Source organism: Bordetella bronchialis (genome assembly GCF_001676705.1).
Lineage (GTDB): Bacteria > Pseudomonadota > Gammaproteobacteria > Burkholderiales > Burkholderiaceae_B > Bordetella_C > Bordetella_C bronchialis.
Window position 1 is genome coordinate 3116304 of the sequence record NZ_CP016170.1, and the last position, 20341, is coordinate 3136644.

Genomic DNA, 20341 nt, shown 5'->3' on the forward strand with positions numbered 1-20341 from the left:
CGATCATGATTACCCATTTCTCTCGCGCTATCCGCCTGGCATCCCTGCTTCTCCTGGGTGCCTGTGCAAGCCAGTCCACGTCCTACAGCGATCCCGAGCTGGTGGACAATGCGCGCAAGGCGCTGCACCAGTTGTACGCGGCGGAGCCCAAGGCTGCCGCCATACAGGATGCGGCGAAAGCCGTGCTGGTGTTTCCGGAGATCCTGAAGGCAGGCTTCATGGTGGGCGCACAGGGAGGCCGTGGTGTCATGTTCGATCAGAAAGGCAAGGTACTGGGTTACTACCGGGCCACGGCGCTCTCCTTCGGCATGCAGGCCGGCGCCCAGGCTTTCTCCGAAGCGCTATTCCTGATCACGGATGATGCCATACGCTATATCAACTCCACGGGGGAATGGTCGATCGGCGTCGGGCCCAGCGTCGTGGTGGTGGAGGCCGGTGCGGCGAAATCGCTGACGACAACGACCACGAAATCGGACGTTTATGCCTTTATCTATGGCCAGCAGGGCTTGATGGCGGGCATCGGCGTGCAGGGCCAGCGCATCCGCAGGCTGGACCAGTGAAGGGATGGCCGGTACACCGCGCCGTCCATGCATCGTTCAATCGCTAATCGCTATCGTCGGCGGATACTTTGCTCCAGCCCGGCCCCGGGTCGAATGAGCGGACCTGCTCCGCCCTGGCGGCGCTGTCCGGGCCGAGGTCGCGTTCATACACCTGGCCCGCATGGCTGACCATGAAGCTCTTGATCCCCGTATCGCCGTACAGGACGGGCCACGCGATGACGGCGAAGCCGCCGAACAGCTTGCCGCGCGCGATATAGCTGTAAGCGCCGCCGGGCGCATGCGCACCCTGGGCGTCAAGGAGCTTATAGCGGTAGCCATGGTAGCCGGCGCCCGCGGCATTGCGGCCCCCGGCATCGGCGAAGGCGGCGCCCAAAGGGCTGGGCGCTTCGCCCGGCGCCGTCGGCCAATACAAGCCATCGCGCTTGCCCGGCGAACTCACGATCCTGGCCGCATAGGTGAGCATGCCCTGCCCATCATGATCGGTCTGCGCGTATTCGCGCTGCGCGTCGTAGATCGCCAGCATGGTCTGGATCGCCGCGAGTTCGTTGCGGCCGATACGCCGCGCGCGCATTTCCTCTGCGCCCGCATTCATATCGAAGTGCCAGCCCTGGCCGTTGCGGACCAAGGGTATCGGCAGCGTCCATCCCGAGTCGCCCACGACAATATCGGCGCGGGCGTCGCCGGTCCGCGCCACCGTGTGCGACCGGTTCCACTCCGCGTCGAAGGTTTGCCGCACCTTCGCGTCGACGGATGGAATGACATCGCGGAAGTCCTTGCCGAACATCTCCCGCAACGCCGGCTCGTCGTTGCGCAGCACGGCATCGCCAAAGGCGTCCATCGCCGCCTCCGGCGACCCGAAACCCTTCGCCGCCTGCGCCGTCGCCGCCGCCAGCGCCAGCCAGGAGACGGCCAACAACCGGATCCACGGGCAGCCAGGGGCTACGCGCCGGTAAAACCGATGAAAGTCCATGGTCGCCTCCGTCAACGCCTGCCGCCGCGGCCGCCGCCGCCCGCCGATCGGCTGAAGCCCGATCCTTGAAGACTGGACCGGCCACGGTCGTAGCTGCGCTGCGCCGCCGCGCCCCCGCCCCCTACGCCGGCGAACGCGCTGTCGCGACCCGCGGTCGACGCGCCGCGGCCGGTGTTGCCGGCGGTACGGCCCGTATTGCCGCCAGCGCTGGCCGCGGACATTCCACGGTTCGACGCAACCGGCCGGTCGGTCGACGCCGCGCGATTCGCCGCGGAGGGTCGATTCGTCGACGCCGCGCGATCCGCTGTGGACGGACGGCCCGCCGATGATGCGCGATCCGCTGCGGCGGCACGGCCCGCCGATGGCGCCCCGGACGGCCGGTCGGCGGACGCCCGGGGCCCTGCCGTACCGGCCGGGCCCTGGCCCGCCGCGCCCGCCGGTTCGCGGCCGCGATAATCCGCGCGTTTGTCGGCGCCCGGCACGGCACGCGCGTATTGCTGCCGGGTCGCGCCATCCCGATAGGCCACGCCTTGGCGATGGCTGGGGTCATGCTGCCACCGTCCACCCTGCCCCTGCACCTGGGTGCGGTCGAAGTTGCGCTCGACGTTCTTCACCTTGTTGTAGTCGATGTCGACATCCCCGCCGCCCCAATCGCAATCGCTGAATAGCGCACCCGCGGCGGCCAGGCCGACGCCCCAGGCGAATCCCGTCACCAGGGCCGTGCCCGGGTAGTAGGCGGGCGACGGCGGCCAGTATGTCGGCGGATACGCGGGATAACTCCATGTCCCGTAGGCCACCGTGGGGTTGTAGGCCGGCACATAGACCACCTCCGGGTTCGCGGGCTGTATGCGTACGACCGGCGCTTGCCCGCCCTGAGCCGGCGGTTCGACGGTGACTGTCTGCTGGGCATTGGACTGCAGGTTGCCGGCAGCCTGTGCGCGCCCTCGCAGCCGCTGCACCGCGGCGAACACGTCGGAAGGCTGGGCAAGAAAGGCATCGCCCAATTTCTGCGTCCAGTCCAGCTTATCGCTCATCGGCTCCAGGATTTGCGGGAAGGCGACCAGCGATTTGACGCTGGCGTCCCAGGACATATCCCCGACCGCCTTTACCGCCGCGTCGCCTCGCATCGCGGGGTTCGCCTTGCTCCAGCGCGCGGCATGCACCACTTCCAGCGGATAGGTCGATGCCATCAGGACCTGCGACAGCAAGGGATCGGGATAGAGCGCGATGGGCGCGACCAGCGCCTCGATCTCCTCGGGCTTGAGGGCCGGCGTGTCGTCCGCGGCCGGCCAGGCCGGAAGGGCAAGCAGCGATGCCAGCCAAAGTAGCAGGATTCGCGCGCCCCGCCCGTACCAGGAGGCCATGTCCCTCTTCCTTCGGATCGTTGCCGTTCCGATGTCGAGAACAATCCCGTGCAGCCGCCCACCCGTGGCGGCGCCCGTGCTCCATTGGAGCAAATCCTTCTCCCCGCCACAATCGGCACTTTGGAGACGCCCACCCGATATTCCGGGCACAATCCTTATGGCGTGGCGAACAATCGAAACAGGCGCCGTGGCACATCAGACCAATGATTATCGGGAGATAGAAATGAATGCATACGCCAAACGGGCCCTGGCGGCGGTGGGACTCGCCGGCGCCCTGCTCATCCAGGCCGCGCCATCCCTCGCGCAGCAGGCGGGCGACTGGCCCGGCAAGCCCGTGACCATCGTCATCCCCTACGCGCCGGGTGGCTTCGCCGATACGCGCATGCGCCTTATCGCGGCCAAGCTGGAGCCGCGCCTGAAGCAGACGGTGATCGTCGAGAACCGCGCCGGCGCGGGCGGCGTGGTGGGCACGAATTTCATCGCACGGGCCAAGCCGGACGGCTACACGATAGGCGCCGGCAACCTCGCCCCGCTGTCGGTGAATCCCACGCTGATGCAGAGCATCCCCTACGATCCGGCCAAGGACCTGGCCCCGGTGATACTGATCGAGAACAGCCCGCTCGTGCTCAGCGTGAGTAACGCGGTCAAGGCAAGCAGCCTGCGGGAACTGATCGCGCTGGCCAAGGCCGAACCGGGCAAGCTCACCTTCGGTTCGTCCGGCGTGGGCGGCGCCCATCACCTGTCCGGCGAGATGTTCGCCGAGCAGGCGCACATCGATATCACGCACGTGCCGTACAAGGGCGGCAACCTGGCCTCCACCGATCTGATGGGCGGACACATCACCATGATGTTCGAGATGGGTTACGCGGCCCTGCCGGCCATCCAGGGCAACAAGGTCCGGCCGATCGCCGTCACCGCGGCCAGGCGCCTGGCCGTGCTGCCCGACGTTCCCACCATGGCCGAAGCCGGCCTGCCGGGCTATGAATCCTACAACTGGCAAGGCATCGTCGCCCCCGCGGACACGCCCCGTCCCATCATCGACCGCCTGAACAAAGAGCTGAACGAAATCCTGAAGGACCCGGAAGTCGCCAAGGCCATCGCCGACTCGGGCAGCCAGTCGGCCGGCGGCACGCCGGAGGAATTCGCGGCCTTCATCGAATCCGAAACCGCCAAGTGGGCCCAGGTCATCAAGGAGGCCAGGATCGCGCCGCAGTAAGGCGGGCACGCGCGGTGCTGCATGGGGCCCGTCATGAACGATTTCGAAACCCTATACCGGCAATCCGCCGACCCATGGCAGGTACGGAGCTCCTGGTATGAGCAGCGCAAACGCGCGGTGCTGATGGCATCCCTGCCCCAGCCCCGCTATGCGCGCATCCTGGAACTGGGCTGCGGCAACGGCGAGATGACGCGGCGGTTGGCGGCACGGTGCGACGCGATGGTCGCCGTGGACGGCGCCGCCACCGCCATCGCGCTGTGCCAGCAGGCGCTGCGCCAGGACGGCCTGCGCAACGTCCGCACCCGCGTCGCCCGCCTGCCGGACGAGTGGCCGGTGGATGAGGGCGCGACGTTCGACCTTATCGTGGTGTCCGAACTGGCGTACTACATCGCCGGTACCGACCTGCCGGTCTTTCTGGCGCGATGCCGGGCCATGCTGGCGCCCGGCGGGGAATGGGCGATGTGCCACTACACCCGCGACCTGGACGGGCGGCCCCAGCCTACGCCGGCCTTGCATGCCCGCATCGACGCGCTGGAAGGCCTGTGCCGGGTCGTGCACCACCAGGACGAACGATACCTGCTGGATATCTGGCGGCGCGGGCGGGAACGGCCGGGCGCACGGCCCGAAGGCCTGAAGCCGGACTGAAGCCGGACTGAACGCTACGCTTTTTCGTACGCCAGGTAGTCCATGTGGATGCCGATATGGTCCGCGATGTACTTGGCGTCGTGCCACACGCCCCAGATGAACGAGGACGACCGGTTCGTCTGGTTCGGCAACCCCAGGAAGTAAATGCCCTTCTCCGCCGAAATACCGCGCTTGTGCACGGGGTAGCCCTTTTCGTCGAAGGTATCGATCTTCATCCAGGAATAGTCCACCTTGAAGCCCGTGGCCCAGACGATGCTCCGGATGCCGGCCTCGGCCAGGTCCAGCCGCAGGATGGGGTGTGTCAGGCATTCCGGGTCGTCCAGCAGCTTCCAGGCTTCCGGCTCCGGCGGCAGGTCCAGCCCGTTCTGCTCGATATAGGCGTCCGCCTCGCGCAGCACCTCGAAGTAATCGGCATCGCCCTGCGCGACGTTCTCCGCCAGGCCTTCCTGGAAGGTCAGGCTGCCGTTTTCGTACGCCTGCGTAATGCCGACCAGCGTGATGCCCGTGTGCGCCAGGCGGCGGAAGTCCATGGTCTTGCCGCCTTCGTAGCCGCTGACGGCGAAGGCCACATGTTCGCGCTTGGGCTTTTTCTTTACCTCGTCCCACATGCCCAGGGCGCCGAGCCACCAGCAGTAATCGCGCTGCCGGTAGGACCGGGGGGGACGATAGTGCTCCCCGACGGACAGGTAGACCTTGCGGCCGGCATTGCGCAGCTCTTCCGCGATTTGCGAACCGGACGCGCCCGCGCCGACCACCAGTACCGCGCCGTCCGCCAATTGGCCGGGGTTCTTGTAGGCGGAGGAATGGACCTGCTGGATACCGGCATCCGCGGGGACGATGGCGGGATAGCTGGGTATCTGGAAAGCGCCCGTGGCGGCCACCACGTGCAAGGCCTCTATCGCGCCCTGCGTGGTCTTCACGGTGAAGCCGGGACGCTTTTCATTGCGCGCGACTTCCAGGACCTCCACGCCCGTGCGCACCGGTGCCTGGATCATCCTGGCGTAGTCTTCGAAGTACCTGGCCATCCGCTCCTTGGGCGGAAACACGTCGGCGCCGACGTCGTCGAACTTCAAGCCGGGAAACCGGTCATGCCAGGCCGGACCGTTCGCCACCAGGGAATCCCAACGCTCGGAACGCCAGCGTTCGGCGATGCGCTTGCGTTCGAGCACAAGGTGAGGAATGCCCATCCTGCCCAGGTGCTCGCTCATCGCGATACCGGCCTGGCCCGCGCCGATCACCAGCGTATTGGTTTTCTCAACTGACATGTGAAGTCCTTTCGCTCACTCATGGATGGCACGCAGTGTGAGCCAGATCCCCGGGCTTGATAACTTCGTTTTTCGGACGCCGGGCTTAGGAAAAAGCAAATGGCCCGGGTTTCGTTTTTCCGATGAACGGCATCAGTATCGACAAAGGGCGTGGCCCCCCACGTTGCCGTATTCTTCCTGGCATCGGCCAACGGCCAGGCCGCCGTTTCGTCCGCGGGCCGCCGCGCCCGCCATGTCCACGGGCGTGCGGCGAAGCGCGCGTCCCGCCCGGCCATCAACCCCGTCGAGTCATCCGCCGCCATGCAGAACAGCCCTTCCTCCCTGGAACCCTCCTGCGCGGTCAGTCTGGAAGGAGTGGTAAAGAAATACCGCGAGCAGACTGTGCTGCAAGATATCTCGCTGAAGATCCGGCGCGGCGAGTTCCTGACCCTGCTAGGCCCGTCGGGCTGCGGCAAGACCACCTTGCTGAACCTGATCGCCGGCTTCGCCGAGGCCGACAACGGCGAGATCTTCATCGACGACCAGCTGGTCACCGACCTGCCGCCGTACCAGCGCGAGATCGGCATCGTGTTCCAGAACTACGCGCTGTTCCCCCACATGACGGTGGAACGCAATATCGGCTACGGCCTGCGCATGCGCCGCGTGCCGCCCGCGGAGATCGCGCGGCGCGTGGCCGAAGCCATGGCCATGGTCAAGCTGGACGGCCTGGGCCAGCGCAAGCCGCGCGAACTGTCCGGCGGCCAGCAGCAGCGGGTGGCGCTGGCGCGCGCCCTGGTGATCCGTCCCAAGGTCCTGCTGCTGGACGAGCCCTTCTCGGCTTTGGACAAGAGCCTGCGTGGCGCCATGCAGGTGGAGATCCGCGACATCCAGCGCCGGCTGGGCGTGACCACGGTATTCGTGACCCACGACCAGGGCGAGGCCCTGAGCATGTCGGACCGCATCGCCGTGATGTCCGCCGGCGCCATCCGCCAGATCGCCAGCCCGGGCGAGCTCTACCGCAATCCGCAGGATCCCTTCGTCGCGTCCTTCCTGGGCGATGTGAACATCCTGCCCGCGCACTACCATGGCTCCGATCCCGACGGCATCCAGCTGCGGCTGGGCGCCGGCCTGATCCGGGTACCGCGCGAACGCCTGGTGGGGGGATCCCACGAAGGCCGCCGGCTGGACGTCTACGTGCGGCCCGAGCAGATCGCGCTGGAGAACCTGCACGGCGGCTCGGTCCTGAGCGGCACGGTCGTCAACCATGTGTTCCAGGGCGATCACATCGATTCCTATATCGACGTGGACATCCCCGTGGCGGGCCGGCAACGCGTGATGGTGCGCAGCGCCGGCCTGGACGCCATGCAGCAATGGCCGGTCGGCGCCGTCACCGGCCTGGTGCTGCCCGACCAGGGCATCAGTGTGTTCAACGCGCCGGCCTGAGACGGAACGCGCCGGCCTGAGACGGAACGCGCCGGCCCGAGACGCCCGGCTCCCTGCCTGCCATTCGGCGAGACCCCTGCATGGCAGGCGCGGGCTCGCCCTGCTCCACCATGCCGCCGTCCCCTATCGATCATCCCTGAACCGCTCATGACCGCTATCCCCCGCACCATGCAAGCCATCGTCGCCACCCGCCCCGGCGATGCCGGCGTACTTGCCCTGGCCGAAAGGCCCGTGCCGGCGCCCGGACCCGGCGAAGTGCTGCTGCGCGTGCACGCGGCCGGCGTCAACCGGCCCGACATCATGCAGCGGCAAGGCCTGTCCAAGCCCGCGGAAGGCGTCACCGACGTACTGGGCCTGGAAGCCTGCGGCACGGTCGTGGCGGCCGGACCGGGCGTGCCGGCCGCGCTGGAAGGCCGGCGCCTGATGAGCCTGTTGCCGGGCGGCGGCTATGCGCCCTGGTGCGTGGCGCGCGTGGACCATGCCCTGCCCGTTCCCGACGACCTGGACGACGCGGCGGCCGGCGCGCTGCCCGAAGGCCTGTTCACGGTATGGCACAACTTGTTCGAGCTGGGCCGGCTGCGCATGGGGGAAACCGTGCTGATACACGGCGCCGCCGGCGGCATCGGCACGCTGGCCGTGCGCATGGCCCATGCGGCCGGCGCCCGCGTCATCGCCACCGCCGGCCGCGCGGACCGCCTGCCGGCCCTGCGCGAGATGGGCGCCGCGCATGCGCTGAGCTACCGCGAGACCGACTTCGTGGCCGCCTGCCACGACCTGACGCAGGGCCGCGGGGTGGACGTGGTGCTGGATATGGTCGGCGGCGATTACGTGCGCCGCAATCTGCAGGCGCTCGGCTTCGGTGGACGCCACATCAGCCTGTCTTTCCTGCAGGGCTCGTCGGTGAACATCGAGCTGCTGACGCTGATGCAGAAGCAGCTGAGCCTGCATTCCTCCACCCTGCGCCCGCAGACCGCGGCGGAGAAAACCCGCATGGCCAGCGAAATCGCCCGCCACATCCTGCCGCTGGTGGCCGACGGCCGCATACGCCCGACAATCCATGCAACCCTGCCCCTGGCCGAGGCGGCGCGCTCGCACCGCCTGCTGGAAGACGGCGAGGTATTCGGCAAACTGGTACTGCTTCCCTGACCCCTGGAAACCCGAAGGCGGCCCTCATGCCAAGACTGCTTTACGCCCCCACGTCGCCCTATGTCCGCAAGGTGATGGTCTGCGCGCACCTATGCGGCATGGCCGACCGCATCGTCCTGCTGGACAGCGCGGCCCACCCCATCCGCCGCGATCCCCGCATCGCCGCGCACAATCCGCTGGCCAAGGTGCCGACGCTGATCCTGGACGACGGCCAGTCGCTGTACGACAGCCGGGTCATCTGCGAGTACATCGCCAGCCTGGCCGCCAACCAGGACCTGTTCCCGCCCGCCGGCCCCGGGCGCTGGCGCGCACTGACCGGGCAGGCGCTCGGCGACGGGCTGCTGGACGCCGCGCTGCTGGCGCGCTACGAGACCACGGCCCGTCCCGCCGAGTCGCAATGGCCCGAATGGCGGGCAGCCCAGTTGGTCAAGGTGGCCGCCAGCCTGGACGAAATCGAAGCGCACGCGCCGGCCGCGGCCGCTTCCGGCCCCAGCATCGGCGAGGTGACGATAGGCTGCGCGCTGGGCTACCTGGACTTCCGCTTCCCCGAACTGGACTGGCGCGCCTCCCACCCTGGGGCCGCGAGCTGGTTCCAGGTATTCAACGCACAGCCCGCCATGCAGGCCACGCTCCCGCGCGACGCCTGACACGCGGATCGATACGCGTACGCAAAGACAAAACCCAGAACGGATCCCGCCACGATGAACACACCCACCGCCCCGGCCACCGCCGCCAACACCGCCAAGGTCTGGTTCCTGAACGGGCCCAATGCGAATCTATATGGCCTGGACGCCAACAAGACCTACGGGTCCGAGAGTTTCCCGGTCCTGCGCCAGCGCTGCGAGGCGAAGGCGGCGCGGTTGGGCATCGCCCTGAACTTCGTGCAATCCAATCACGAGGGGCAACTGATCGACTGGATCCAGGAGGCGCGCGGGGCGTCGCAAGGGATCATCATCAACGCGGCGGGACTGACGTATACGTCGATTCCGCTGCTGGATGCGCTGCTATCCTTCCCGGGCCGGATCATCGAGGTGCATATGAGCAATATCTGGAAGCGCGAGCCTTTCCGGCACCATTCGTATATTTCAAAGGCGGCGGACGGGGTGATCGCGGGACTGGGCGGCGACGGCTACGAGCTGGCGATCGAAGCGATGTCGCGCCTGATAGGCAAGACGGCCTGAGGACGGACAAAATGCCGGTATCGAGCAACGGGCAGTCCCTGGGGTCGCTGGTGTTCTACAGCGAGTTCGACGATTTCAATGTGTGGAAGGCGGCGCTGCAGGCACAATTGCCGGGCTTGCGGATACTGCACGCCGGCGAGGCCACGGATCCCGCCGGTATCCACTACGCACTGGCGTGGAAGGCACCCGAAGGTTTCTTCGACAACATGTCCAGGCTGCGCCTGATCATCAATCTGGGCGCTGGCGTGGATTCGCTGGTGGGGCGCACGGATCTTCCCGCCGGCGTGCCGATCACGCGTATCAGCGATCCCGATATGGGACGCATGATGGCAAGCTATGTGCTGTTCGCGACACTGCGCTATGCACGGGATATTCCGTGGTTCGAGCGGGCGCAGCGCCGGGCACAATGGGCGTATCGCCATCCCCGCTCGCCGGAAGATATCCGGGTGGGGGTGCTGGGGCTGGGCGAGCTGGGCGCCTATGCGGCCCGCGAGCTGCGGCGCCAGGGGCTGACGGTGCTGGGCTGGTCGCGAAGCCGGCGGGAGATCGACGGGATCCAGTGCTATTCGGGCATGGAGTCGCTGAATACGGTGCTGTCGCAGGTGGAGATCCTGGTCGTCATGCTGCCGCTGACGGCGGAAACGCGGGGGCTGCTGGACCGGCAGCGCTTATTGGCGTTGCCCCGGGGCGCGGCGCTGATCAACGTGGCCCGGGGGGCGCTGGTGGACCAGGTCGCCATGACGGAGCTGCTGCAAAGCGGTCATCTGGGTGGCGCCACGCTGGACGTCTTCGACCGCGAACCCTTGCCCGCGGATGATCCGCTCTGGAAGATGGACAACGTGCTGATTACCCCCCATCTGGCTTCGGTCGCGATTCCTGCTTCGGCGGCCAGGCAGGTGGCGGAGAATATCCTGCGGGTGGCGTCCGGGGAACAGCCGGTGAATCGGGTGGATCCTTCACGGGGATATTGAGATTCGGTTCTTGCGTGATGCCGGGCTCGGTCTCCGGTTCCGTCTCGGTCTTCGTCTTCGTCTTCGTCTTCGTCTTCGTCTTCGTCTTCGTCTTCGTCTTCGGCTGATGGGGGTTGTGGTTCTATTGCCGTCCGCCGGGGTAGTCCCCCTGTCGCGGCCAGCCTGATCGGCCGGTCCAGCGCCTTCGCGCTGGACTCCCGCTTCGTCTTCTTCGTCCGGCGGCCGACGTGGCGGTTTTTTTTTTGCGGTCTTTTTGCCCGGCCAGCCTCCCTTCAGAAGCCCTCGCGCGGCCTCAACAGGCTGGCCGCGACAGGGGGACTACCCCGCCGGACTCCAGTGTGCCTTAGCCATGGATGCCGCGACCGGTCGTGTTCTGGCCCTTCGTGGCCATGCGTTCCGCCGTCCGAAGAATTGCTCATGCCCGGCACCGCGCGGCCGCCCTGCGCGGCCACACGGCGCCTACGTGATTCGGCATGCGGCGGTGGGTTTCATGCGACCGGAATCTGACGAACTGGCTTCCGCAGCTCGCGAATGCTGCCGGCAGCGGTGGTGTCTGCATCGATGGGCATGCAATGGCGCGCTTCATGCGACGGGAATCTCACGAACCGGCTTCCGCAGCTCGCGAATGCTGCCGGCCGGTGGAGCCTGCTTCGATCGCACCGGCGCAGCGGGCTCCGACCTTATCGGCCGCCCGTCGCAGGGCACGGTTCCAAGGTTTTCCCGGGCCCGCTGGGGGCCCGGGAAAACCACCCGCTTCCCCCCAATCGAGGCACGTCACCACCATCGCTGCGCACCAGAACCCACGCCAACCCGCCGGCCGCCGCAAGGCACTGGACACAGGCCCGGCGTGGCCGCGCTGGGCGGCCGCGCCGGGCCGGACATCGGCAAGTCTTCCACGTAGCGAACGCAAGCAGCCACGAAGGGCCAAGAAAACAACCCGCCGCAGCACCCGCGATTAAGGCACGACAGGAGTCCGGCGGGGTAGTCTCCCTGTCGTGGACAGCCTGTTGAGGCCGCGCGAGGGCTTCTGAAGGGAGGACGGCCGGGCAAAAAAGCCGCAAGAAAAAAACCGCCGCTTCGGCCGCCGGACGAAGAAGACGAAGCGGGAGTCCAGCGCGGAGGCGCTGGACCGGCCGATCAGGCTGGCCGCGACAGGGAGACTACCCCGCCGGACGGCAATAGCACCACAACCGCCACCCAACCCCCGAACCCACAAGAAGCAGCAGCGAAACCAAGACCGCCCGCCCCCCTACCTGGACTCATCGATATTCAATATCCTCCCCAGCCCCAGGAAATAATTCGCAAACGCCAGCAAGCAAGCAGTGACCGCGATATACACGACCGATAGCGCCGCCAATGTCGGATCGGCGAACTCGCGGACGTAGTTGTACATGGACACCGGCAAGGTCTGCGTGCTTTGGGTCGTCACGAACAGCGAAGCCGTGAACTCGCTGAAGGACATGATGGCCGCGAACAGCCAGCCCCCGAACAGTCCCGGCGCCAGCAACGGCACCGTAATGGTAAAGAGCACCCGCAACGGCGAAGCTCCCAGGCTGGCCGCGCTCTGCTCCAGCCGCGCGTCCAGGTTTTCCATGGACACGTAAACGCTGCGCAGCACGAACGGCAGGACGAGCATCACATGGCACAGGATGACGATGGCATAGCCACGGTCCAGGTTCAGCTGCGCCACCAGGATCAGCAAGCCCAGCCCCAGCGTGAAATGCGGGATCACCAGCGGCGACAGCAGCACCGCCTGCAAGGCATGCTTGCCCGGAAAATCGAAGCGCTTCACCGCGATCGCCAGCGCCGTCCCGATCGCCAGGGCCAGCAGCGACGCCCAGAGCGTGACCACCAGGCTGGCCCGGAAGCCGTCCTGGAAGTCCGGATAGGTGAACGCCCGCTCGAACCACCGCCACGACCAGCTCTGGGGCGGGAAAGTCAGCAGCGCCTTGTCATTGAACGAAGCCAGCGTCACCACGACCACCGGCAGCAGGATAAAGGCAAGGATCAGGGCCACCAGCAGCGGCGCCCCCAGGCGCATCCACAGCGGCACGGAATTGCGTATTGTCATGTCAATGCACCTGGATGGCCTTGAGCCGGCGCGTCATCCGCCCCAGCAGCATCAGCGACACCACCGTCAGCGCCAGGCCTGCCACGCTCAGGCTGGCTGCCAACGGAAAATTCATGGACGAAAACCCCAGCTGGTAAACCAGCGTCGACACCGTCGGCACCCGGCCGCCGCCTATCATCTGCGGCGTCGCGAAGGCGCTGAACGTCCATGCGAAGGACGTCGTCACGCTGGCGAGAATGCCCGGCATCGATAGCGGCAGCGTCACGGTCAGGAAGGTGCGCACGGGCCCTGCCCCCAGGCTTTGCGCCGCCTTCGCGTAGTCGCGGTCGATATGGGATATCGCCGTGGCCAGCATCAGCACGACCACCGGGATCGTCACATGCACCAGGGCCACCAGCACGCCCAGGTGGCTGAACATCAGGTTCAGGGGCATATCGATCAGCCCCGCCTTGCGCAGCATCGTGTTGATGAAGCCGTTATTACCCAGCACGATGATCCAGGAATAGGTTCGCACGATCTCGCCCAGGAACAGCGGGGTGATGGACACGATCAGGATGAAGGACTTCAGCAGCCTGTGGCGCACCCGCACCAGCGCATACGCCAGCGGATAGGCGACCAGCAGGGAAAAAACCGTGGTCTCCACGCTCAACAGCAGCGTATTGGCGAACGCATCGCGGTAAATCGGCTTGCCCAGGCCCGAGAAATTGGCCAGCGTCAGTCCGCCGACCTCCATCGAGCCCGGGATGAACGCGCGCAAACTGAACTGGAATACCGTAATCAAGGCCGCGCAGATGAACAGCGCGATGATGCCCGCCGGGGAAACCAGCCATCCCCTCAGCCCGGAACGGTTATTCATGAGTCGATCTACTTCCGTCTACGTTGGTTACCTGGGAAAGCGGCGGCGCCGTGGCGGCAAGGCGTGCCGCCACGGCGCCACCCGCCACCGCGGCGGGATCAATTCATGATGTTCTCGGTGAACCACTTGCGCCACTCGGCCGTCTTCTCGGCGCGCAGCTTGTCGTCGATCACGATAGCCTGCTTGGCCCACTGCTCCTTGGTGGTGAACACGCCCGGCAGCGCGGCGTCTTCCGGCGACACCTTGGCGTTGTCGACCACCGGGCTGGCCTTCTTGTAGGCGACGATCTTGGCCTGCACCTCGGGCGACAGCGCGATATCCATGAATTTGTACGCCAGGTCCACCTTGGAGCTGCCCTTCATGATGGCCATGGTATCCACGCCCAGCACGGCGCCCTCCTTGGGCATCGCCACCTTGATCGGCACGCCCTGCCCGATCATGTAGTAGGCATTCATGGACAGCAGCACCTGCACCGGCGTCTCGCCCGTGGCGATCAATTGCTGGCTGTTGGCGTCGTTGGTATAGAAGGCCTTGAAGTTCGGCTTCAGGGCCTTCAGCTTGTCCTCGCCCTTCTGCCACGTGGTGGCGTCGCCGCCGGAAAGCATGGCGGCGATCGTGATGATGTGGCTGGGATCGAAATCGGGGGCGGACAGCTTGCCCTTCAGGGCCGGATTCCACAGGTCGTTCCAGCTGTCGAACTTGATATCGGACGGCACCAGGTCGGGACGATAGCCGATGGTGTAGACGTAGGCCCAGCTGCCGATGTGGTACGGGCTGATCCTGGCGCGGTCCACCAGGTGCGAATAATTCTTCAGCTTGCTGGTGTCCAGCTTCTCGTACAGATTGCTGTTCACGTACAGCCAGCCGATATGCGAGGTCGTGAACGTAATGTCGCTTTCCGGCTTCGTCGCCAGCTTGGCCTTGTTCAAGCGGTCTATCGTGCCGCCCGTGATGTACTTGACCGGCACCCCGGTCTGGCGCGTGAATTCCTTGCCGATGTTCTCGTCGATCAGGTCCCGGAAGCTGCCGCCCCAGGTGCTGACCACCAGGGCGTCCTGCGCCCAGGCCGCGCTGGCCGCCAGCGTGCTGGCGAGAATACCGACCGACAATAGCTTACGTATCATTGCATGCCCCTTGTGATGTGCGTGGCGCTCGAAATCGTCGTCCGCTTGGATGGCCCATGATGCGCGACGGTCCCGCCCGGACCAAGTCGCCTTTTCCTTACGGCAGGCTCGCATTTCCTGACGCGTGGCCCTGGCGGGGACCGGACCGCCGTTGCCGGCCCCGGCCGCGCGCATGCTCGGAAAATCCGAGATGGCCCGCCGGAAAATACAAATAGGCGCTGCCGCCGCGGCGGCCGACCATGGTGTCCGTCACGGCCGTGCCGCGCCACGGCCGCCTCCATTCGGTAACGCCCCGCCCGGGCGGACACACTCGCAGGCGCAGCCATGAAACACACCCGCATCCGTACCTTCAACACCAAAGCCACCTACCCCGAGCAGAACCTGGACAACGACCTGTGCCAGGCCGTCGTCGCCCGGGGCAGCACCGTATTCCTGCGCGGACAGATCGGCCAGAACCTGGACACCTCCGAAAGCGTCTGCATCGGCGACGCGGCGGGACAGGCGGAACAGGCCATGTCCAACATCGCCATGCTGCTGAAGGAAGCGGGCGGCGAGCTGGAGCACATCTGCAAAATCACCATCTACATCATCGATCCGCGCTACCGCGAAGCCGTGTACCGCGTGGTGGGCCGCTGGCTCAAGGGCGTCTTCCCGGTCTCGACGGGCATCGTCGTCTCCGCCCTGGCCCGCCCCGAATGGCTGGTGGAAATCGACGCCACGGCCGTCATCCCCGATTAACGCCCGACCCGGGGTCCCGACATGACCTTTTCGATCATCGCGCGCTGCCCGGCCTCCGGCCAGTTCGGCGCGGCCGTCTCGTCGTCCTCGCCGGCCGTCGCCTCGCGCTGCATCCGGGCCCGCGCCGGCGTCGGCGCGGCCGTCAGCCAGAACATCACCGATCCCGCGCTGGGGCCCGCGGCCCTGGACCTGATGGAGTCCGGCCGCACGCCGCACGAGGCGCTGGACGCGCTCCAGCAACGGCCCTACATCGCCTATCGGCAGCTGATGGCCATCGATGCCGCGCATCCGCCGGCCATTTACACGGGCGGCAGCTGCCTGGGGAAGATCTCCAGCCATGCCGGCGAACATGCGGCCTGCGCGGGCAATATGCTGGCCTCGCTCGAGGTCCCGCGTATCATGCTGGAGGCCTTCGAGCGTGCCCAGGGCTCGCTGGCCGAACGCCTGTTGCAGGCCATGCTGGCCGGGCAGGCGGCCGGCGGCGAGGAAGGCCCGGTCCATTCCGCGGGGGTGCTGGTGGTCTCCGACCTGGCGTGGCCCATCGTCGACCTGCGCCTGGACTGGGTGGAAGACGGCCCCATCGAGGCCCTGTACCAGGCCTGGAAAGTCTACGAGCCGCAGGTCCAGGACTACATCACCCGCGCCCGCGACCCGCGCGCCGCGCCGAGCTTCGGCGTGCCGGGCGACCCCTGAGCCGCGCATCGCTGGTAAGGTTCGGTCTGCGAGCCCCGCCGATACGCCGGCAGACCCGCCGGGCCGCCCGAACCGATTCCTTTTTCCCGGACCATGCTCAATCGCATTTCCCTGCGCCAGATGGAGTACTTCGTGGCGACGGCCAAGCACGGCAGCATTGCCGCGGCCTCCGCCCAGATCCATATCTCGCCGCCCTCGATCTCGGCGGCCATCGCCCACATCGAAACCGAGCTGAGCGTGCAGCTGTTCGTGCGGCATCCCTCCAAGGGGCTGGCGCTGACCATCCTGGGCGCCCAAGTCATGCAGGAATGCGAGGAACTGCTCGAACGCGCCTCCCGCCTTTATGAAATCGCCTCGGTTTCCGGCGACACCATCCAGGGCGTGCTGCGGGTAGGCTGCTTCCAGCCGCTGGCCGCGATGATCGCGCCCGAGGTCATCTACGGCTTTTCGCGCGCCTTCGACAAGGTGGAGCTGCATATGGTCGAGGGCGACCAGCAGGAACTGATCGGCAAGCTGCACACCCTGGAAATCGACCTCGCGCTGACCTACGACCTGCAGCTGGGCGAGGAAATGAATTTCGAAATCCTGGCCCACCTGCCGCCGCACGTCCTGGTAAGCGAGCTGCATCCGCTGGCGCAGCAGATCGCCGTGACGCTGGACGAACTGGCCGCCCAGCCCATGGTGCTGCTGGACCTGCCCATGAGCCGGGAGTACTTCATGTCGCTCTTCGCCAAGGCCGGGCTGGAGCCCAACGTCGTGGCCCGCTCGCGGTCCGAGGACGTGGTGCGGTCCATGGTGGCCAACGGCATCGGCTATGCGCTCTTCAACGTACGGCCCAAGTCCACGCAATCGCTGGACGGCAAACGCCTGGTGCGCCTGCGGCTGGCGGGCGAGCACCGTCCCATGCTGCTCGGGCTGGCCACGTACAAACCCTTGAAGCCCTCGCGCCTGGCCCAGGCCTTCATGCAGCGCTGCCGCGCATATATCTCGGACCAGTACATCCCGGGCATGAGCGCGGCCAGCTTCTTCGACCCCTATATCCCCGGCGAAGGCGAGGCGCCCGGGCGCTGAGCGCCTGCCTTCTTCGCCGCTTTTCCCCTGGATGACGCCAACGATGAGCCGCCCCACTCCTTCCGCCAGCCTGGACCTGCTGCGCGAACTGATCGCTTTCCCTTCGGTCACGCTGACCCCCAACGCGGACCTGATGGACCGGGTGCGGGAAGTCCTGGGCAAAGCCGGCATCGCGTCCACGCTCGTCGCGGACCCCCAGGATCCCAGCCGCTGCAACCTCTTCGCCACCGTCGGTCCCGCCGACGTGCCCGGCGTCATGCTCTCGGGCCACACCGACGTCGTGCCCGTCAAGGGCCAGCCGTGGACCAGCCCGCCTTTCGAGGCGACGGAGCGGGACGGGCGGATCTACGGCCGCGGCAGCGCCGACATGAAGGGCTTCGTAGCCTGCGCGGTCATGGCGATGATCCGCGCCGCGGGGCGCCCGCTCCGGCGCCCCCTGCAGCTGGCCCTGTCCTTCGACGAGGAAATCGGCTGCGTGGGCGTGCGCCACCTGATCCGGGCCCTGGCCGACATGCGCCCCGCGCCCGCGCTGGTCATCGTGGGCGAACCCACCTTGATGAAGATCGGCACCGGCCATAAAGGCAAGGCCGCCTACCGCGCCATCTGCTGCGGCCAGGCCGGCCATTCCGGCCTGGCGCCGCGTTTCGTCAACGCCATCCACACCGCCGCCGACCTGGTCGCCGCCCTGCGCGACGTCCAGCGCGACCTGGCGGAACGCGGCCCGCGCGAGGACGGCTACGCCATTCCTTATTCGACCATCCATGCGGGCACCATACGCGGCGGCACCGCGCTGAATATCGTGCCGCAGGAATGCGAGGTGAATTTCGAGATCCGCAATGTCGCCCAGGACGAGCCCGCCGAAATCCTGGACCGCGTGCTGCAAGCCGCCCGCGCCCGCATGCAAGCGGCGCAGGCCCTGCCCGAGGCCGGGGCGCCCGAGATCGAGGTCGTCAATGCCTATCCCGGCCTGTCCATGGACGAGGACTCTGCCGCCGTACGCCTGCTGGCGTCCCTGCTGCCGCCGGAGACCCCGCGCACCAAGGTCGCCTTCGGTACGGAAGGCGGCCTGTTCCGCCAGCAGTGGACCGGGACACCGGTGCTGGTGTGCGGCCCCGGCAGTATCGAGGTCGCCCACAAGGCCGACGAGTACGTGGAAATCTCGCAGATCCAGGCCTGCGATTCGATGCTCGAGCGGCTGGCCGACTACCTCTGCGCCGGCTAGACGCGCCCGCGCCGCCCGGCCGCGACGGAACCGCGGTGCGGCGGCCCCTGACCTATTTATGACACTTCGGTGCGAACAATGATCCATAATTGATACATCGGCGCGACGGGCGATGACTCATTTATAGGACATAGCACGCAGCAAAGCGCTATTATTGGGTCATGAAAAAGAAAATAGCGCCCACCTTCGACGCCGCGGAGGCCCTTGCCCGCCTGGGCCAGAACCTGCGCACCGCGCGCCTGCGCCGGGCTGAAACCGAAACGGCCCTCGCCGAGCGCATCGGCGTATCCCGGTCCACCATCGTGCGGCTGGAAAAAGGCGACGGCGGCATATCCGCCGCCCTGCTCGTGGAAGCCCTGCTGCAGTTCGGCTTCGGCGACCAGGTCTTCGCGCTGGCCGATCCGGAACAGGACAGGGTCGGCCAGCGCCTGGACGAGATCCGCCGGCCGCAACGCGGCTCGCGCCGGGCGCCCGCCGCCCACCGCCACGATCCGGCCAAGCTGTAGGCGCGCGATGAAGAAGCGCAAGGACAAGACCGTGGAGAGCGAGCTCTTCGTCTACGTCGACATCCAGGGCGAAGCCGTACTGTGCGGAATCCTGACCCTGGACGACGATGGCGAGGACCGCTTCTTCGCGCAGTTCACCTACGTGGCCTCGTATGTCGGCGATCCGCGCGCCTTCCCGCTGGACCCCTTGAACCTGCCGCTGATCGACGCCAGGACCACCTTCAGCTCCACCAGCCGCTACGAGACCCTGGGCGCGATCTTCGATGCCGCCCCGGACGCCTGGGGCCGCAACGTCATGCGCATGGACAACGCCGGGGCGCGCGTGACCGAGGACGAGGTCCTGCTCAAGGGCCGCGGCATGGGCGTGGGCGCGCTGTTCTTCAGCGCCCGCCTGCTCACGCCCAATATGCGCAAGGTCTACCGGCTGCCGGAGATCGACGAAGTCGATACGCTGGCCGACCTGATGGCCGACATCGACCAGGGCATCAAGCCCAAGGGGCTTTACCGGGATCTGCTGGGCAGTTCCTGGGATATCGGCGGGGCCCGGCCCAAGACCATCGTGCGCGACGCGGCTGGGGAAATGTGGATCGCCAAGTTTCCGCGGCGCGGCGAGTCGTATGACCGCCAGCGCGTCGAGTACGCCAACCTGCGGATGGCCCGGGACATCGGGCTGACCGTGCCCGAGATCCGCCTGGTGGAAACCGGCCTGGGCGCGGTGCTGCTTACCCACCGCTTCGATCGCGAGCTCCTGCCCGCCCGGGACGCGCACGGCCCCATCGTCGCCCGCCGCCACTTCGCCAGCGGCGTGGCGCTGGTCAGCCCCTCTCCGCAGATCGGCAAGCGCGAGCTGGACGGCCCGCGCGGCAAGGCCACCTATTCCTATGCACGCCTGGCCGACGTGGTGCGGCGCGTGTCGTCCAACCCCGTGCAGGACCTGAAGGAGCTCTATGCCCGCATGATCCTCAACGTCGCGGTCCACAACACCGACGACCACCTGAAGAACATCGGTTTCCTGAAGGACCGCGACCGGCACACCTACCGGCTCTCGCCCTTGTTCGATGTCGTCACGCAGGAAGGCTCGGCACGCCACTACCTGCACGTGGGCGCCGCCGGACGGGAAAGCTCCTTCGAGAACTGCCTGAGCGAATACCGCCGTTTCGGCCTGCGCACGGAAGCAGCGGCGCGCTCCATCCTGGACAGCGTGCGCGCGGTCGTGGCGCAGCGGCGCCGCTACTACGAAGCGGCCGGCATGGCGCCGGAAGACATCGAACGGGTGGAAGCCTCGCTGAGCGCCTGGCGTGCCGGCCGCGGAGGCTAAAC

General features: G+C 67.1%; 20 protein-coding genes. 14 read left to right on the top strand and 6 right to left on the bottom strand.

Features of this window, described 5'->3' with window-relative positions; translation table 11 throughout:
- The first annotated feature begins 5 nt into the window (after window positions 1-5).
- Window positions 6-560 (top strand): lipid-binding SYLF domain-containing protein, encoded by a 555-nt coding sequence (locus BAU06_RS13805; RefSeq protein WP_066349990.1) that lies wholly within the window; start codon window positions 6-8, stop codon window positions 558-560.
- Between the two features lie 43 nt (window positions 561-603).
- Here BAU06_RS13805 and BAU06_RS13810 read toward each other — a convergent pair whose 3' ends face one another.
- Together BAU06_RS13810 and BAU06_RS13815 are read right to left on the bottom strand one after the other, a co-directional pair.
- Complete coding sequence (locus BAU06_RS13810) at window positions 604-1530, bottom strand: DUF2950 domain-containing protein (RefSeq protein ID WP_066349991.1); 927 nt, start codon at window positions 1528-1530, stop codon at window positions 604-606.
- A gap of 11 nt (window positions 1531-1541) precedes the next feature.
- Window positions 1542-2894 carry a DUF3300 domain-containing protein gene (locus BAU06_RS13815; protein WP_066349992.1) on the bottom strand — a complete coding sequence of 451 codons (1353 nt, stop codon included), beginning with the start codon at window positions 2892-2894 and terminating at the stop codon, window positions 1542-1544.
- Window positions 2895-3117: 223 nt separating this feature from the next.
- Between BAU06_RS13815 and BAU06_RS13820 the strand changes: the two genes are divergently transcribed.
- Together BAU06_RS13820 and BAU06_RS13825 are read left to right on the top strand one after the other, a co-directional pair.
- Complete coding sequence (locus BAU06_RS13820; protein WP_066349993.1) at window positions 3118-4110, top strand: Bug family tripartite tricarboxylate transporter substrate binding protein; 993 nt, start codon at window positions 3118-3120, stop codon at window positions 4108-4110.
- 33 nt (window positions 4111-4143) lie between these two features.
- On the top strand, window positions 4144-4755 hold the full coding sequence (locus BAU06_RS13825; protein WP_082993874.1) for a class I SAM-dependent DNA methyltransferase: 612 nt from the start codon (window positions 4144-4146) through the stop codon (window positions 4753-4755).
- A gap of 14 nt (window positions 4756-4769) precedes the next feature.
- Here the strand turns inward: BAU06_RS13825 and BAU06_RS13830 are convergent, their stop codons facing one another.
- Window positions 4770-6020, bottom strand: a complete 1251-nt coding sequence (locus tag BAU06_RS13830; RefSeq protein ID WP_066349997.1) for a flavin-containing monooxygenase — start codon at window positions 6018-6020, stop codon at window positions 4770-4772.
- A gap of 150 nt (window positions 6021-6170) precedes the next feature.
- Here BAU06_RS13830 and BAU06_RS13835 point away from each other — a divergent pair, with 150 nt between their 5' ends.
- The 5 genes from BAU06_RS13835 to BAU06_RS13855 all read left to right on the top strand — a co-directional run bounded on the left by BAU06_RS13835 (window position 6171) and on the right by BAU06_RS13855 (window position 10740).
- Window positions 6171-7442 (top strand): ABC transporter ATP-binding protein, encoded by a 1272-nt coding sequence (locus tag BAU06_RS13835; RefSeq protein WP_231933877.1) that lies wholly within the window; start codon window positions 6171-6173, stop codon window positions 7440-7442.
- Between the two features lie 147 nt (window positions 7443-7589).
- Window positions 7590-8588, top strand: a complete 999-nt coding sequence (locus tag BAU06_RS13840; protein ID WP_066350003.1) for an NAD(P)H-quinone oxidoreductase — start codon at window positions 7590-7592, stop codon at window positions 8586-8588.
- A 26-nt stretch (window positions 8589-8614) separates the two neighbouring features.
- On the top strand, window positions 8615-9235 hold the full coding sequence (locus BAU06_RS13845) for a glutathione S-transferase family protein (protein WP_066350010.1): 621 nt from the start codon (window positions 8615-8617) through the stop codon (window positions 9233-9235).
- A gap of 54 nt (window positions 9236-9289) precedes the next feature.
- The gene (locus BAU06_RS13850) at window positions 9290-9769 is read left to right on the top strand and encodes a type II 3-dehydroquinate dehydratase (protein WP_066350013.1); all 480 of its coding nucleotides are present in this window, start codon (window positions 9290-9292) and stop codon (window positions 9767-9769) included.
- Window positions 9770-9780: 11 nt separating this feature from the next.
- Window positions 9781-10740, top strand: a complete 960-nt coding sequence (locus tag BAU06_RS13855; RefSeq protein WP_066350015.1) for a 2-hydroxyacid dehydrogenase — start codon at window positions 9781-9783, stop codon at window positions 10738-10740.
- A gap of 1249 nt (window positions 10741-11989) precedes the next feature.
- Here the strand turns inward: BAU06_RS13855 and BAU06_RS13860 are convergent.
- The 3 genes from BAU06_RS13860 to BAU06_RS13870 form a co-directional block, all read right to left on the bottom strand.
- Window positions 11990-12811 carry an ABC transporter permease gene (locus BAU06_RS13860; protein ID WP_066350017.1) on the bottom strand — a complete coding sequence of 274 codons (822 nt, stop codon included), beginning with the start codon at window positions 12809-12811 and terminating at the stop codon, window positions 11990-11992.
- A gap of 1 nt (window position 12812) precedes the next feature.
- A complete protein-coding gene (locus BAU06_RS13865) occupies window positions 12813-13667 on the bottom strand; it encodes an ABC transporter permease (protein WP_066350027.1) in 855 nt (284 codons plus the stop codon).
- 98 nt (window positions 13668-13765) lie between these two features.
- Window positions 13766-14791 carry an ABC transporter substrate-binding protein gene (locus tag BAU06_RS13870; RefSeq protein WP_066350029.1) on the bottom strand — a complete coding sequence of 342 codons (1026 nt, stop codon included), beginning with the start codon at window positions 14789-14791 and terminating at the stop codon, window positions 13766-13768.
- Between the two features lie 324 nt (window positions 14792-15115).
- Between BAU06_RS13870 and BAU06_RS13875 the strand changes: the two genes are divergently transcribed.
- The 6 genes from BAU06_RS13875 to BAU06_RS13900 all read left to right on the top strand — a co-directional run bounded on the left by BAU06_RS13875 (window position 15116) and on the right by BAU06_RS13900 (window position 20339).
- The gene (locus tag BAU06_RS13875; protein ID WP_066350041.1) at window positions 15116-15529 is read left to right on the top strand and encodes a RidA family protein; all 414 of its coding nucleotides are present in this window, start codon (window positions 15116-15118) and stop codon (window positions 15527-15529) included.
- A 21-nt stretch (window positions 15530-15550) separates the two neighbouring features.
- Entirely contained in the window at window positions 15551-16222 is a 672-nt protein-coding gene (locus BAU06_RS13880; protein WP_066350042.1) for a DUF1028 domain-containing protein, read from the top strand.
- A 93-nt stretch (window positions 16223-16315) separates the two neighbouring features.
- Window positions 16316-17293 carry a LysR substrate-binding domain-containing protein gene (locus tag BAU06_RS13885; protein ID WP_066350043.1) on the top strand — a complete coding sequence of 326 codons (978 nt, stop codon included), beginning with the start codon at window positions 16316-16318 and terminating at the stop codon, window positions 17291-17293.
- 43 nt (window positions 17294-17336) lie between these two features.
- The gene (argE, locus tag BAU06_RS13890; RefSeq protein ID WP_066350044.1) at window positions 17337-18515 is read left to right on the top strand and encodes an acetylornithine deacetylase; all 1179 of its coding nucleotides are present in this window, start codon (window positions 17337-17339) and stop codon (window positions 18513-18515) included.
- A 161-nt stretch (window positions 18516-18676) separates the two neighbouring features.
- The gene (locus BAU06_RS13895) at window positions 18677-19021 is read left to right on the top strand and encodes a helix-turn-helix transcriptional regulator (RefSeq protein WP_066350050.1); all 345 of its coding nucleotides are present in this window, start codon (window positions 18677-18679) and stop codon (window positions 19019-19021) included.
- A 7-nt stretch (window positions 19022-19028) separates the two neighbouring features.
- Window positions 19029-20339, top strand: a complete 1311-nt coding sequence (locus tag BAU06_RS13900) for a type II toxin-antitoxin system HipA family toxin (protein WP_066350052.1) — start codon at window positions 19029-19031, stop codon at window positions 20337-20339.
- Window positions 20340-20341: the final 2 nt, after the last annotated feature.

Bases quoted from the DNA above. Each gene is read 5' to 3' on its own strand.
- BAU06_RS13850 (WP_066350013.1), top strand. From the start codon at position 9,290: ATGAACACACCCACCGCCCCGGCCACCGCCGCCAACACCGCCAAGGTC.
- BAU06_RS13820 (WP_066349993.1), top strand. From the start codon at position 3,118: ATGAATGCATACGCCAAACGGGCCCTGGCGGCGGTGGGACTCGCCGGC.
- BAU06_RS13840 (WP_066350003.1), top strand. From the start codon at position 7,590: ATGACCGCTATCCCCCGCACCATGCAAGCCATCGTCGCCACCCGCCCC.
- BAU06_RS13805 (WP_066349990.1), top strand. From the start codon at position 6: ATGATTACCCATTTCTCTCGCGCTATCCGCCTGGCATCCCTGCTTCTC.
- BAU06_RS13855 (WP_066350015.1), top strand. From the start codon at position 9,781: ATGCCGGTATCGAGCAACGGGCAGTCCCTGGGGTCGCTGGTGTTCTAC.
- argE (WP_066350044.1), top strand. From the start codon at position 17,337: ATGAGCCGCCCCACTCCTTCCGCCAGCCTGGACCTGCTGCGCGAACTG.
- BAU06_RS13895 (WP_066350050.1), top strand. From the start codon at position 18,677: ATGAAAAAGAAAATAGCGCCCACCTTCGACGCCGCGGAGGCCCTTGCC.
- BAU06_RS13825 (WP_082993874.1), top strand. From the start codon at position 4,144: ATGAACGATTTCGAAACCCTATACCGGCAATCCGCCGACCCATGGCAG.
- BAU06_RS13875 (WP_066350041.1), top strand. From the start codon at position 15,116: ATGAAACACACCCGCATCCGTACCTTCAACACCAAAGCCACCTACCCC.
- BAU06_RS13900 (WP_066350052.1), top strand. From the start codon at position 19,029: ATGAAGAAGCGCAAGGACAAGACCGTGGAGAGCGAGCTCTTCGTCTAC.
- BAU06_RS13880 (WP_066350042.1), top strand. From the start codon at position 15,551: ATGACCTTTTCGATCATCGCGCGCTGCCCGGCCTCCGGCCAGTTCGGC.
- BAU06_RS13830 (WP_066349997.1), bottom strand. From the start codon at position 6,020: ATGTCAGTTGAGAAAACCAATACGCTGGTGATCGGCGCGGGCCAGGCC.
- BAU06_RS13885 (WP_066350043.1), top strand. From the start codon at position 16,316: ATGCTCAATCGCATTTCCCTGCGCCAGATGGAGTACTTCGTGGCGACG.
- BAU06_RS13865 (WP_066350027.1), bottom strand. From the start codon at position 13,667: ATGAATAACCGTTCCGGGCTGAGGGGATGGCTGGTTTCCCCGGCGGGC.
- BAU06_RS13845 (WP_066350010.1), top strand. From the start codon at position 8,615: ATGCCAAGACTGCTTTACGCCCCCACGTCGCCCTATGTCCGCAAGGTG.
- BAU06_RS13860 (WP_066350017.1), bottom strand. From the start codon at position 12,811: ATGACAATACGCAATTCCGTGCCGCTGTGGATGCGCCTGGGGGCGCCG.
- BAU06_RS13815 (WP_066349992.1), bottom strand. From the start codon at position 2,894: ATGGCCTCCTGGTACGGGCGGGGCGCGCGAATCCTGCTACTTTGGCTG.
- BAU06_RS13810 (WP_066349991.1), bottom strand. From the start codon at position 1,530: ATGGACTTTCATCGGTTTTACCGGCGCGTAGCCCCTGGCTGCCCGTGG.
- BAU06_RS13870 (WP_066350029.1), bottom strand. From the start codon at position 14,791: ATGATACGTAAGCTATTGTCGGTCGGTATTCTCGCCAGCACGCTGGCG.